The sequence below is a fragment of the Streptomyces sp. NPDC059957 genome, from assembly GCF_042730015.1.
Lineage (GTDB): Bacteria > Actinomycetota > Actinomycetes > Streptomycetales > Streptomycetaceae > Streptomyces.
Genome location: NZ_JBHWMB010000014.1, coordinates 57974 through 69858 on the forward strand (window position 1 = coordinate 57974; position 11885 = coordinate 69858).

General features: G+C 72.8%; 12 protein-coding genes and 1 pseudogene. 1 reads left to right on the forward strand and 12 read right to left on the reverse strand.

Annotated elements, in window-relative coordinates:
* Positions 1–18: 18 nt before the first annotated feature.
* The 11 genes and pseudogenes from lgt to hisI all read right to left on the reverse strand — a co-directional run bounded on the left by lgt (position 19) and on the right by hisI (position 9271).
* Positions 19–1041 carry a prolipoprotein diacylglyceryl transferase gene (lgt, locus tag ACFWBW_RS12240; RefSeq protein WP_385370909.1) on the reverse strand — a complete coding sequence of 341 codons (1023 nt, stop codon included), beginning with the start codon at positions 1039–1041 and terminating at the stop codon, positions 19–21.
* 342 nt (positions 1042–1383) lie between these two features.
* A pseudogene (locus ACFWBW_RS12245) lies at positions 1384–2169 on the reverse strand (DsbA family protein); the annotation flags it as partial.
* 122 nt (positions 2170–2291) lie between these two features.
* Positions 2292–3104 (reverse strand): tryptophan synthase subunit alpha, encoded by an 813-nt coding sequence (gene trpA, locus ACFWBW_RS12250; protein WP_266909508.1) that lies wholly within the window; start codon positions 3102–3104, stop codon positions 2292–2294.
* Entirely contained in the window at positions 3101–4357 is a 1257-nt protein-coding gene (gene trpB, locus ACFWBW_RS12255) for a tryptophan synthase subunit beta (protein WP_385370911.1), read from the reverse strand. The genes trpA and trpB overlap by 4 nt, the downstream gene beginning before the upstream one ends.
* 196 nt (positions 4358–4553) lie before the next feature.
* Positions 4554–4763, reverse strand: a complete 210-nt coding sequence (gene trpM, locus ACFWBW_RS12260; RefSeq protein ID WP_266877044.1) for a tryptophan biosynthesis modulator TrpM — start codon at positions 4761–4763, stop codon at positions 4554–4556.
* A 9-nt stretch (positions 4764–4772) separates the two neighbouring features.
* On the reverse strand, positions 4773–5582 hold the full coding sequence (gene trpC / locus ACFWBW_RS12265; RefSeq protein WP_243330285.1) for an indole-3-glycerol phosphate synthase TrpC: 810 nt from the start codon (positions 5580–5582) through the stop codon (positions 4773–4775).
* Between the two features lie 162 nt (positions 5583–5744).
* Positions 5745–6215 carry a DUF2752 domain-containing protein gene (locus tag ACFWBW_RS12270; RefSeq protein ID WP_385370913.1) on the reverse strand — a complete coding sequence of 157 codons (471 nt, stop codon included), beginning with the start codon at positions 6213–6215 and terminating at the stop codon, positions 5745–5747.
* 63 nt (positions 6216–6278) lie between these two features.
* Entirely contained in the window at positions 6279–6530 is a 252-nt protein-coding gene (locus ACFWBW_RS12275; protein ID WP_385370915.1) for an HGxxPAAW family protein, read from the reverse strand.
* Positions 6531–6679: 149 nt separating this feature from the next.
* Positions 6680–7354 (reverse strand): TIGR02234 family membrane protein, encoded by a 675-nt coding sequence (locus ACFWBW_RS12280; protein WP_385370917.1) that lies wholly within the window; start codon positions 7352–7354, stop codon positions 6680–6682.
* Positions 7355–7368: 14 nt separating this feature from the next.
* The gene (locus tag ACFWBW_RS12285) at positions 7369–8859 is read right to left on the reverse strand and encodes an anthranilate synthase component I (protein WP_385370919.1); all 1491 of its coding nucleotides are present in this window, start codon (positions 8857–8859) and stop codon (positions 7369–7371) included.
* 31 nt (positions 8860–8890) lie between these two features.
* On the reverse strand, positions 8891–9271 hold the full coding sequence (gene hisI, locus ACFWBW_RS12290; protein ID WP_254383608.1) for a phosphoribosyl-AMP cyclohydrolase: 381 nt from the start codon (positions 9269–9271) through the stop codon (positions 8891–8893).
* Positions 9272–9363: 92 nt separating this feature from the next.
* On the opposite strand from hisI, the gene ACFWBW_RS12295 reads away from it, so the two are divergent.
* A complete protein-coding gene (locus ACFWBW_RS12295) occupies positions 9364–9996 on the forward strand; it encodes a TIGR03085 family metal-binding protein (RefSeq protein WP_385370922.1) in 633 nt (210 codons plus the stop codon).
* Between the two features lie 634 nt (positions 9997–10630).
* On the opposite strand, the gene ACFWBW_RS12300 is transcribed toward ACFWBW_RS12295, so the two are convergent.
* Positions 10631–11866 (reverse strand): MFS transporter, encoded by a 1236-nt coding sequence (locus tag ACFWBW_RS12300; protein ID WP_385370924.1) that lies wholly within the window; start codon positions 11864–11866, stop codon positions 10631–10633.
* Positions 11867–11885: the final 19 nt, after the last annotated feature.

The following is an 11885-nucleotide window of genomic DNA, read 5'->3' on the forward strand; positions in this document are numbered from 1 at the left end:
GTTCGACCGTTGCTCCGGTCAGAGCTTCTTGGCCCCGGGGGCCTCGGCCTTGCCGTCGGCTCCGCCCTCGGCGTCGGCCGTGACGTCGTCGCCGCCCTCTGCGGCGACGTCGCCCGCGGGCTTGTCCTCGGTCTTGGCGGCGGCCTTGTCCGCGGACTTGGCCACGTCGGCTTCGCCGTCCCCGGCCGGGGTGTCCCCGTCCTTGGCGCCGGCCACGGCGTCAGCGTCGGTGTCCGGCTCGACGACCTCTTCGCGGCCCGGCCGCAGCTTGGCCGACAGCACCAGGTAGACCACGGCGAGCACGAAGACGACGATCGAGGTCCAGACGTTGAGCCGCAGGCCGAGGATGTGGTGGGCCTCGTCGACCCGCATGTACTCGATCCAGCCGCGTCCCACGCAGTAGGCGGCGACGTAGAGCGCGAACGCCCGCCCGTGGCCGAGCTTGAAGCGGCGGTCGGCCCAGATCACCAGCAGGGCGACACCGACGCACCAGAGGGACTCGTAGAGGAAGGTCGGGTGGTAGGTCCCGGCGACCCGGTTCGGGCCGTCGCTGATCTCCACCGCCCACGGCAGATCGGTGGCGCGGCCGTACAGTTCCTGGTTGAACCAGTTGCCCCAGCGTCCGCAGGCCTGGGCCAGCGCGATGCCGGGGGCCAGGGCGTCGGCCCAGGCCGGCAGCGGGATGCCCCGCCGGCGACAGCCGATCCAGGCACCGACGGCGCCCAGCGCGATGGCGCCCCAGATGCCGAGGCCGCCCTCCCAGATCTTGAAGGCGTCGACCCACTCGCGGCCCTCGCCGAAGTAGAGCTGGTAGTCGGTGATCACGTGGTAGAGGCGACCGCCGACCAGGCCGAACGGCACCGCCCACACGGCGATGTCCGCGACCGTGCCCGGCTTACCGCCGCGCGCGATCCAGCGCTTGTTGCCGAGCCAGACGGCGACGAAGACGCCGATGATGATGCAGAACGCGTAGCCGCGCAGCGGGATCGGCCCGAGATGGAGCACGCCCGTCGACGGACTGGGAATGAAGGCAAGGTTCATGGCAAGAGCCGACGCTACCTTGCCGGACGGTGGGGACCGCAACCCGCCCGGCAAGCTGCTCCCGAATCGAGACTGGCGTCAGTGCCCCATCGGCATGCCCGCGTGGTCCGGGGAGGCGTCGGCGGAGCCCGACCCGGCCGTGCCCGACCGGCCCGCCGAGCGCGCGGCCGGGGACGAGGAGGCACCCGAGGGGGCGCCCGAGCGGCCGGAGGAGGCCTTCGCCGAGCCCGACGCGGACGGCGACGCGGACCCCGGCTTGGATCCGGATCCGGACTTGGAGTTGGACTTGGCCGGGGAGCCGGATGCCGACGGGGACGGGGAGCCCTTCGCCGCGCCCGGGCCGCCCTTGCCGGCGGCCTCCACCTTCTCCTTCAGCTTCTGCGGGGTCAGCGGGTTGGCCTGGTCCCCGAAGATGTCCTTGCCGTCGAGCAGCACGGTCGGGGTCCCGCGGAACTCGCCCGCACGGAAGGCCTCCTGCGATTTGTTCACCCAGCTGTCGTGCGTCCCGTCCTCGACGCACGTGCGGAACGCGGCGGTGTCCAGTCCGTCGACCTTCCCGGCCAGCTCCAGCAGCTTGGCGTTGGCGCCGAAGGCGTCGTTGGTCTCCTCGGGCTGGTTGTCGAAGAGCAGGTCGTGGTACGGGGCGAACTTCCCGGAGTCCTGTGCGCAGGCGGCCGCGTTGGCGCTCTTGAGCGAGCCGGTGCCGCCCATGTTCCCGTCGATCAGGGTGACGAGGTGGTACTCGACCTTGAGGAGGCCCTTGGCCTCGAGCTCGTGGATGGTGTCCCGGTAGTTGGTCTCGAAGGCCTTGCAGGCCGGGCAGCGGAAGTCCTCCCACACGGTCAGCGTGGAGGGGGCAGCGTCCTTGCCGGTCTGGATGGCGAGCGCGTCCTTGCCCGTGGCCCCGGACGGGGCGACGAGCGGGCCGCCCTTGGCGGAGGATCCGCCCTTGCCCGTGTTCGCCGCGATCAGGCCGACGACGGCCGCCAGCCCGAGTACGCCGACCACCGCCGCCGACACGACGAGGGTGCGCCGGCGCTTGTCCCTCGCCTTCTGCTTCTCGCGCTCCACCTGGAGTCGCTCGCGGGCCGATCGTTTCGTCGCATCGCGGTTCGCACCGTCGTTCATGTCGCTCACGTTCGGCCAAACGAAGCAGGGAGGCACTCTCGTGCCTCCCTGCCCCTACTTCCACCCGATCGGGCTACAGAACCCGCTCAGGGGTCCGGCTGCCGTATCGAACGCGCCGCCCGTCAGCTCCGGCGCACGCCCTCGGCGAGCTCGCCCGCCAGTGCCTTGACGGCGGCCAGCCCGGCGGGCAGGTCCGGCGCGTCGAGCAGCAGCTTCACGAAGGCGGAGCCGACGATCACGCCGTCGGCGAAGCCGGCGACCTCCTTGGCCTGGGCGGCGTTGGAGACGCCCAGTCCCACGCAGACCGGCAGGTCGCTGGTGGCGCGGGTACGGCGCACCAGGTCGGCGGCCTGGTTGCCGACGGACTCCCGGGTGCCGGTGACGCCCATGAGCGAAGCGGCGTAGACGAAGCCCGAACCGGCCGCCGTGATGGTGGCGAGGCGCTCGTCCTTGCTGCTGGGGGCCACGACGAAGACGGTCGCCAGACCGTGCTTGGCCGCGTGCTCGCGCCACAGCGCGGACTCCTGGACCGGCAGGTCGGGCAGGATGCAGCCCGCGCCGCCGGCCTCGGCGAGCTCGGCGGTGAACCGCTCGACGCCGTAGCGGTCGATGGGGTTCCAGTACGTCATGACCAGGATCGGGGCGCCGGTCGCCTCGTACGCCTCGCGGACGGTCCGCAGCGTGTCGGCGATCTTGACGCCGCCGCGCAGGGCGATGTCGTCGGCGGTCTGGATGATCGCGCCGTCCAGGACCGGGTCGCTGTGCGGGAGGCCGATCTCGACCACGTCCGCGCCGCCGGCGATGACGGCCTTGACGGCCTCGATGGCGCCGTCGACGGTCGGGAAGCCGGCCGGGAGGTAGGCGACGAGGGCCGCGCGGTCCTCGGACTTCGCCTTCGCGAGGGTCGCCGACAGGAGTTCGATGGTGCCGCTCACTTGGTCTCCCCCTCGGAGGCGTCTGCGTCGTACAGGTCGAAGTAGCGGGCGGCGGTGTCCATGTCCTTGTCGCCGCGGCCGGACAGGTTGACGACGAGCAGACCGTCCTTGCCCAGCTCCTTGCCCAGGTCCAGGGCGCCCGCGAGGGCGTGCGCCGACTCGATGGCCGGGATGATGCCCTCGGTGCGCGAGAGCAGCCGCAGGGCCTGCATCGCCTGGTCGTCGGTGACCGCGCGGTACTCGGCGCGGCCCGCGTCCTTGAGGTAGGAGTGCTCGGGGCCGATGCCCGGGTAGTCCAGACCGGCCGAGATGGAGTACGGCTCGGTGATCTGGCCCTCCTCGTCCTGCAGGACGTAGGAGCGCGATCCGTGCAGGATGCCGGGCTCGCCCGCGGTCAGGGTGGCCGCGTGCTCACCGGTTTCCACGCCGTGTCCGGCGGGCTCGAAGCCGACCAGGCGGACGTCGGCGTCCGGGATGAAGGCGTGGAAGAGGCCGATGGCGTTGGAACCGCCGCCGACGCACGCCGCGACGGCGTCGGGCAGCCGTCCGGCGCGCTCCAGGATCTGGCGGCGGGCCTCGACACCGATGACCCGGTGGAAGTCGCGGACCATGGCGGGGAAGGGGTGGGGACCCGCGACCGTGCCGAAGAGGTAGTGGGTGCGGTCCACGTTGGCGACCCAGTCGCGGAACGCCTCGTTGATGGCGTCCTTCAGGGTCCGGGAGCCGGACTTCACCGCGATGACCTCGGCGCCCAGCATGCGCATCCGGGCCACGTTCAGGGCTTGGCGCTGGGTGTCGATCTCACCCATGTAGATGGTGCACTCGAGACCGAACAGGGCGCAGGCGGTGGCGGTGGCCACGCCGTGCTGGCCGGCGCCGGTCTCGGCGATGACGCGGGTCTTGCCCATGCGCTTGGTGAGCAGCGCCTGGCCCAGCACGTTGTTGATCTTGTGCGAGCCGGTGTGGTTCAGGTCCTCGCGCTTGAGGAAGATCCGCGCGCCGCCGGCGTGCTCGGCGAACCGGGGCACCTCGGTGAGGGAGCTGGGGCGGCCGGTGTAGTTGACCATCAGGTCGTCGAGCTCGGCCGCGAAGGCCGGGTCGCCCTTGGCCTTCTCGTACTCGACGGCGACCTCGTCCACGGCGGCGACGAGCGCCTCCGGGATGAACTTGCCGCCGAAGTCGCCGAAGTAGCCCTCGGCGTTGGGGATGTGACCCTCGGGGTCCGGGATGAAGAAACTGCTGGCGCTGGACATGCCCAGGTACTCCTACGGATGCGACGCGGATGTCTTCACCGTATTGCGCCGTCCGCCCGAGATGCGCACACCCCGCTGGGGCATGGGCGCACGACGGTGCGGAGCGGCCCGTCCCGGAGCCGGCGGCTCGGGGGACGGACCGTGAGGGGACGCCGACGGACACGGGTGTACGACGTACACCGTCCGGCGGGCCTCGTTACGACGCGACTGGGGGTCGCCATCGCATGCCGTTGACCTGACCGGGCTCGGAGCCGATCACGTACCGGACCCGCCGCCCGCGCACGCGCCGGGCCGGGGCGCGGCAGCCGCGAGGGCGGCAGCCGCGCGCCAGGGGCGCGTGCGCCGTCGGCACACCGGCCAGGCCGGAGCCCGGTCGGGTGCGGACGGAGGGGCGGTTTCGGGCCATGGGTGCGGGTCAGCTCCGCCCGTGGCGCAGGGCGGGGTGGGCGCCGGCGGCGACGAGGTCGGCCACGGCCGACTTCGGGTCGCGGCCGGTCACCAGGGACTCCCCGACGAGGACGGCGTCGGCGCCCTCGTTCGCATAGGCGATCAGGTCGTGCGGCCCGCGGATGCCGGACTCGGCAACCTTGACGATGTGGGCCGGGATCTCTCCGACGACGCGCTCGAAGGTGGAGCGGTCGACCTTGAGGTCCTTGAGGTTGCGGGCGTTGACGCCGATGATCTTGGCGCCGGCGGCGACCGCGCGCTCCACTTCCTCCTCGTCGTGGACCTCGACGAGCGGGGTGAGACCGATGGACTCGGCCCGCTCGATGAGGGAGACGAGGGCCTCCTGCTCCAGGGCCGCGACGATCAGCAGCACGAGGTCGGCGCCGTAGGCGCGGGCCTCCCACAGCTGGTACGCCGTGACGATGAAGTCCTTGCGCAGGATCGGGATGTCCACGCGGGCGCGGACGGCCTCCAGGTCGGCCAGCGAGCCACCGAAACGACGCTGCTCGGTGAGGACGGAAATGACCGCCGCACCGCCCGCTTCGTAGTCGGCGGCGAGCCCGGCCGGATCGGCGATGGCTGCCAGCGCACCCTTGGAGGGGCTGGAGCGCTTGACCTCGCAGATCACCTTGACGCTGTCGCCGCGCAGGGCAGCGACGCCGTCCTTGGCCTGGGGCGCCTTGGCGGCACGCTCCTTGAGCTCGTCGAGGCTGACGCGCGCCTGCCGTTCGGCAAGGTCTTCGCGGACCCCTTCGATGATCTCGTCGAGCACACTCACGCGAGCGGCCCCCTTCCGGGTCGATGACGGTCGGCCGCCTTGCAGACACGTACAACTGCAAGGTCAGCAGTTCAAATGGTATCCGCAGGACGCCTTGCCCTCCGCACGCGGTTGACGGCGTCCCATTAAATGGACATCTGGAATCTTTACTTCAGCTATACCTCAGGGCGCCAGGAAAGAGCCCACGGGCAGGTTCCGGACAACGGAGAAGGTCAGGGCCACCGCGCCCATCCCCCACCAGTACAACGGCCGTACGACGAGCCTCCGGGCCGGTACCCCCCGATAGGCGCGAACCAGCCACAGGATCATGAAGCCGGCGAAGAAGAAGTAGCCGGCGACCGCCAGGGCATTTGCCCCGAATGCTGTCACGAGATCGCCATGGGCGAACGCGTGCGCGCTGCGCAGCCCTCCGCAACCCGGGCACAGGACCCCGGTCAGCCGGAACAGCGGGCAGGCCGGGTAGTGGCCTGGTTCGTTGGGGTCCACGGTCCCCACGTACGCGAGGGCCGCGGCGGCCGCGGCCAGCGTGAGCGCCGGACGCACCAGCCGGCCGGCCCGGGTCGCGGGCGCGGGAGGCGGTGCGAGGTCGGTCGTTCCTGGGGAGGCGTCCACCCGCTGATTCTCTCCGCTCATGACAAAAGGCGCAGCCCGACAGGGCCGCGCCTTTCGAAAACCCGCGTACCGGGTACCGCCCGGTCAGACCTTGGCGGCGAGGCGGTTCGCGGCGATGACCTCGGAGAGGTCCTGGTGCGCGGCCTTCGGCGCGCCCATGCCCGCGGCCTTCATCGCCGCGCCCACGACACCGCCGAGGACGACGACGACGAGGCCCGCGTAGAAGCCCAGCGGGTTCGCCAGCACCATGAAGGCGCCGGAGATGCAGAAACCGATGACCGCGATGATGACACCGGTCCAGGCGGCCGGGGTGTGTCCGTGGCTAGTGCCCGCCATGAGTTGCTCCTCGTACTCGGGTGTGCTCCGTCGCACGCCGCACGTGCTGTGTCGACGGGCTGTGTTGAACGCTCGATGGTCATTGTCCCGTACCAGGCGGCGACCTCGTTCACGGGGTCGGCTCCGGGTTCAGGGGGTGGGGTACGGGGTCAGCGGTCCGAGTCCGGGCCGGTGGGGTCCTCGCCCCGGTCCAGAGCCTTCCACAAGTCCTCCGGCCGGTCCGGGTCCACCACGGCCGCCTTGCGGGGGCGCGGGCTGCCGTCGCGCTCGTAGCGGCCGCCCATCGTGGGCCAGGTGCTCCCGAAGCGCAGCGCGAGCAGTCCGGCCAGCAGGATCAGCGCCCCGCCGACGGCCGTCACGTAGGGCCATGCCGTTTGGGTCAGGCCGGCCACGTGGGCCGCGGTGTCCGCCGTCGTACGGGCCGCCTGCGCGTCCAGTGCGCGCCGGCCGTCCGCGTTGGCCAGGGCGGCGGCGCCCGCGCCCAGGCCGCTCAGCGCGAGCAGCGCCGAGACCAGCAGCCGGCTCCTGCCGCGGACGGCGAAGACGGCGACCAGGGCGGCGAGCCCGACGATGGCCAGGGCGGCGGGCAGGCCGGTGACGGCCCGCCCGTCGGCGGTCACCGGCAGCGAGCCGCCGCCGATGGCGGCGACGCCCCGGGCCCAGACGCGGCCGGAGGCGAGCAGGACGACGGTGGCGCCGAGCGCGCCGAGCAGCAGGGCGGCGGCCACGCTGCGGCGGCCGCCGCGGCCCGAGGGGGCCTCGGGCTCGGCGGCGGCATCGGCGTGTTCGTTTCGGGGCGGGGGTACGGCACTCACGCACCCCACTATCCCCTACGGGCTCAGGCGCCGTGGAGGCGGTTGGCCGCTGCCACCGCGCGCAGCACCGCGGCCGCCTTGTTGCGGCACTCGGCGTCCTCCAGCTCGGGCACCGAGTCGGCGACGACCCCGGCGCCGGCCTGGACGTACGCCTTCCCGTCGCGCAGCAGCGCGGTGCGGATGGCGATGGCGGTGTCGGAGTCCCCGGCGAAGTCGAGGTAGCCGACGCAGCCGCCGTAGAGCCCGCGGCGGGTGGGCTCCAGCTCCTCGATGATCTGCATGGCGCGCGGCTTGGGCGCGCCGGACAGGGTGCCGGCCGGGAAGCAGGCCGTGAGCACGTCGAAGGCGGTCTTCCCCTCGGCGACGCGCCCGGTGACGGTGGAGACGATGTGCATGACGTGCGAGTACCGCTCGATGCTCATGAAGTCGACGACCTCCACCGATCCCGGCTCGCAGACCCGGCCGAGGTCGTTGCGGCCGAGGTCGACGAGCATGAGGTGCTCGGCGCGCTCCTTGGGGTCGGCCAGCAGCTCGTCGGCGAGCTCGTTGTCCTGCTGCGGGGTGGCGCCCCGGTGCCGGGTGCCGGCGATGGGGTGGACCATGGCCCGCCCGTCCTCGACCTTGACCAGCGCCTCGGGGCTGGACCCGACGACGTCGAAGCCGTTCTCGAAGCGGAAGAGGTACATGTACGGGGAGGGGTTGGTGGCCCGCAGGACCCGGTACACGTCGAGCGCGGAGGCGCTGCACGGGGTCTCGAACCGCTGCGAGGGCACCACCTGGAACGCCTCGCCGGCCCTGATCCGCTCCTTCACGTCCTCCACGGCCGCCTGGTACTTCTCGCCGCCCCAGAGGGCCGAGTACTCCGGGAGTTCGGAGTCGGGCAGCGGCATCGGCGCGTACGGGGCGGGCCGCGCGAGGTCGGCCTCCATGGCGTCGAGGCGGGAGACCGCGTCCGCGTACGCCTCGTCCACGCCCGCGGCGAGGTCGTTGTGGTTGATGGCGTTGGCGATGAGCTGGACGGTGCCGTCCCAGTGGTCCAGGACCGCCAGGTCGGAGGTGAGCAGCATGGTCAGCTCGGGCAGCTGCAGGTCGTCCTCGGTGTGCTCGCCGATGCGCTCGAGGCGGCGCACGATGTCGTAGCCGAGGTAGCCGACCATGCCGCCGGTGAAGGGCGGCATGCCGGAGGCCAGGTCCCGGGGGGTGTGCAGGGCCTCCACGGTCTGCCGCAGGGCCTCCAGGGGGTCGCCGGAGGTCGGGACGCCGACGGGCGGGGTGCCGATCCAGTGGGCCTGGCCGCCCCGGACGGTGAGGGTGGAGGCGCTGCGGACGCCGACGAAGGAGTAGCGCGACCAGGAGCGGCCGTTCTCGGCGGACTCCAGGAGGAACGTCCCGGGGCGTTCGGCGGCCAGCTTGCGGTAGAGCCCGACGGGCGTGTCACCGTCCGCCAGCAGCTTGCGGCTGACGGGGATGACGCGGCGGTCGGCCGCGAGCTTGCGGAACGTCTCAAGATCCATGGCGTGGGACCTTACCTATGATCGGCTTCGGCTATTCGGCTTCGGCGGTGGGGCCGGAGGGACCGGCCAGGGGCAGGACGTCGGCATCGAAACACGTCCGGGCACCGGTGTGGCAGGCCGCCCCGACCTGGTCCACCTTGACCAGCACGGTGTCGGCGTCGCAGTCGAGAGCGACGGACTTCACGTGCTGGAAGTGGCCGGACGTGTCCCCCTTCACCCAGTACTCCTGACGGCTGCGCGACCAGTACGTGCAGCGGCCGGTGGTCAGGGTGCGGTGCAGGGCCTCGTCGTCCATCCAGCCGAGCATGAGCACCTCACCGGTGTCGTACTGCTGGGCGATGGCCGGGACCAGACCGTCCGCGGAGCGCTTGAGGCGGGCGGCGATGGCGGGATCGAGGGAGGACGTACTCATGGGGCCATTGTGCCGGGCCGGGGGGACGATCATGGATCCCTGTCCGCCTGATGGGCAGGCACCGGGCGGGTTCCGGCCGTAGGCTGGCCCGCATGTCTACCCATGCGAAGCGTGAACGACTGCTGCTGGCCGACCTGTTGGAGTCGGCCGGACCGGAAGCGCCGACGCTGTGCGACGGCTGGCGGACGCGGGAGCTCGCCGCGCACGTGGTGGTCCGGGAGCGTCGCCCGGACGCGGCGGGCGGACTGCTGCTGAACGCGCTGAAGGCCCGCCTGGACAAGGCGATGGAGGAGTACGGGGCCAAGCCGTACGAGGAACTCATCCAGTTGATCCGGACCGGCCCGCCGAAGATGTCCCTCTACGCGCTGAAGCAGATCGACGAGCTGGCGAACGCGGTGGAGTTCTACGTCCACTCCGAGGACGTCCGCCGCGCCCAGCCGGACTGGTCCCCGCGCCCCCTGGATCCGGTCTTCTCCGACTCCCTCTGGTTCCGCCTGGAGAAGCTGGCCCGCCTGACGGGCCGCCGCTCCCCGGTGGGCCTGGTCCTGCGCCGCCCGAACGGCCAGACGGCGGTGGCCCACAAGGGCGCGCCGGTGGTGACGGTGACCGGCGAGCCGGGAGAGCTGACCCTGTTCTGCTTCGGCCGCCAGGACGCTGCCGCGGTGGAACTGGACGGCCCGAAGGAAGCCATCGCGAAGCTCACGATGGCGCAGCTGGGCATGTAGCCCGGCCCCGCACCTTTTCGACGCGCCCCTCGCACCGCTGCGCGGGCTTCGCGTCGCTGCGCCGGACTCCGTCCGGCGGGGGCCGGGCGGGGTGCTCGCCACCGCCGTATCGGCGCGGGGCCCGGTGGGCGGGTGCGGCTGGGTCGGCCCTGCGGGGCGGAGTCCCCTACCCGCCCTTCCACCGTTCCCCGGGCTACGCCCGGACCCCTTGCCGCGTGCGGCGCCGTTCCCGGGGACCAGCCCCCGGACCCCCGCTCCTCAAACGCCGGAGGGGCTGGATTTTCGCCGCGCGAGCTGGATGTGCCCGGTGCGGGCTGGATGGCGCGGAGCGCCATTTCATCCTCGCCGGCGTTTGAGGCGCCGGGTCCGGGGCGCAGCCCCGGGGAACGGGCGAAGGGCGGGTAGGGGACCTCCGCCCCGCAGGGCAACTCAGCCGCACCCGCCCACCGGCACCCGCACCAGGCGGCCCTGGCGGCACCCCGACCGGCCACCGCCGGACGGAGTCCGGTGCAGCGGCGCGAAGCCGGGAAGGCCCGCCAGGGCCGCACCGCGCGAGCGGCGCGTCGAAAAGGTGCCCGGCGCAGCGGCGCGAAGCCGGGGAGGCCCGCCAGGGCCGCACCGCGCGAGCGGCGCGTCAAGAAGGGGCCAGGGCCAGTTCCGCGCGGCGGACCGCGGGGGCCGAGGTGCCGACTATCGCGCCGACCATGCTCACCGCCGCCCCGGCGAGGAACACCGGGATCACCCCCCACACATCGGCGGCGAAGCCGAAGGCGGGGTAGGCCAGCGGGGCCAGGCCGACCGCCGTGAAGGCCATCACGGAGCTGACCCGACCCAGGTACGCGGGGTCCGTGGCCGTCTGGATGAGGGCGATGGCCAGGCCGCCGCAGATCCCGCAGACCAGCCCGGTCAGCACGGCCAGCCCCACCGCCACCGGCAGGCTCGGCGCCAGCACGAGGCCACCGATGCCCGCGGAGCCGATGATCAGGGTGAGGTTCTGGATCGCCCCGGCCCGCGGGAACCTGGGGATCAGGGTCAGCACCAGCGCGCTCGACGCCGCGCCCACACCCATCCCGCCGATGATCCAGCCGACTCCGGCCGGCCCCCAGCCGCGCTCCTCGGAGACCAGGATCAGCCCCAGCGTCATCGGCGCGGACGTGCCCAGCTGGCTCAGCGCCCCGGACAGGACCAGGGGTCCGATCAGCCCGTGCCGCCGGATGTAGCCGAGTCCGGAGAGGAGCTGCTTCCAGGGGGACTCGGAGGAGGGAGCCGGCACCGAGCCGGGATCCGGAGCCGGCAGCGGAGCGATCCGTACGGCCACCAGCAGCACCAGCGACACCCCGAACAGCGCCGAGGCCACCGCGAAGGCCGACGCCGGCCCGCCCAGACCCATCGCCAGCCCGGCCACCGGCGGCCCGGCGGTGTGCCCGACGCGTTCCGCGAGGCTGCGCAGCCCCTGGACCCGTACCAGCTGCCCGGGCCCCGCGATCCGCGGCGGCAGCGCGCCGACGGCCGGCATGAACAGCGCGTCGACGATGCCGAAGACCAGCGCGACGAGCACCAGGACCCACAGGCCCGGGGAGCCGAGGGCGAGGACGAGCGCCAGGGCCAGGACGACCCCGCACCGCACCGCGTCGGAGGAGATGACCACGAGCCGGGGGCCGAAGCGGTCGGCGATCACCCCGCCGCCCAGCATGAGCAGCGCCCTCGGTATCGCGCCGACCGCCATGACCAGGCCGACCTCGGCCGGGCCCGCCGTCTGGGCGGCCGCCCAGCCGAGGGCGAGGAAGTAGACCCCGTCCCCGACGAGCGAAGCCCCGTAGGCGGCCAGCCAGCGCAGGACATTGGCGTCCCGCCAGACGTTCCCGTTCACTGCGAGCCCCCCACGGGCA

Coding starts and splice junctions, on each gene's coding strand:
- trpM (WP_266877044.1), bottom strand. CDS start 4,763: ATGGCCCGAAACCGCCCCTCCGTCCGCACCCGACCGGGCTCCGGCCTG.
- lgt (WP_385370909.1), bottom strand. CDS start 1,041: ATGAACCTTGCCTTCATTCCCAGTCCGTCGACGGGCGTGCTCCATCTC.
- ACFWBW_RS12270 (WP_385370913.1), bottom strand. CDS start 6,215: ATGAGCGGAGAGAATCAGCGGGTGGACGCCTCCCCAGGAACGACCGAC.
- ACFWBW_RS12295 (WP_385370922.1), top strand. CDS start 9,364: ATGTCTACCCATGCGAAGCGTGAACGACTGCTGCTGGCCGACCTGTTG.
- ACFWBW_RS12285 (WP_385370919.1), bottom strand. CDS start 8,859: ATGGATCTTGAGACGTTCCGCAAGCTCGCGGCCGACCGCCGCGTCATC.
- hisI (WP_254383608.1), bottom strand. CDS start 9,271: ATGAGTACGTCCTCCCTCGATCCCGCCATCGCCGCCCGCCTCAAGCGC.
- trpB (WP_385370911.1), bottom strand. CDS start 4,357: ATGTCCAGCGCCAGCAGTTTCTTCATCCCGGACCCCGAGGGTCACATC.
- ACFWBW_RS12275 (WP_385370915.1), bottom strand. CDS start 6,530: ATGGCGGGCACTAGCCACGGACACACCCCGGCCGCCTGGACCGGTGTC.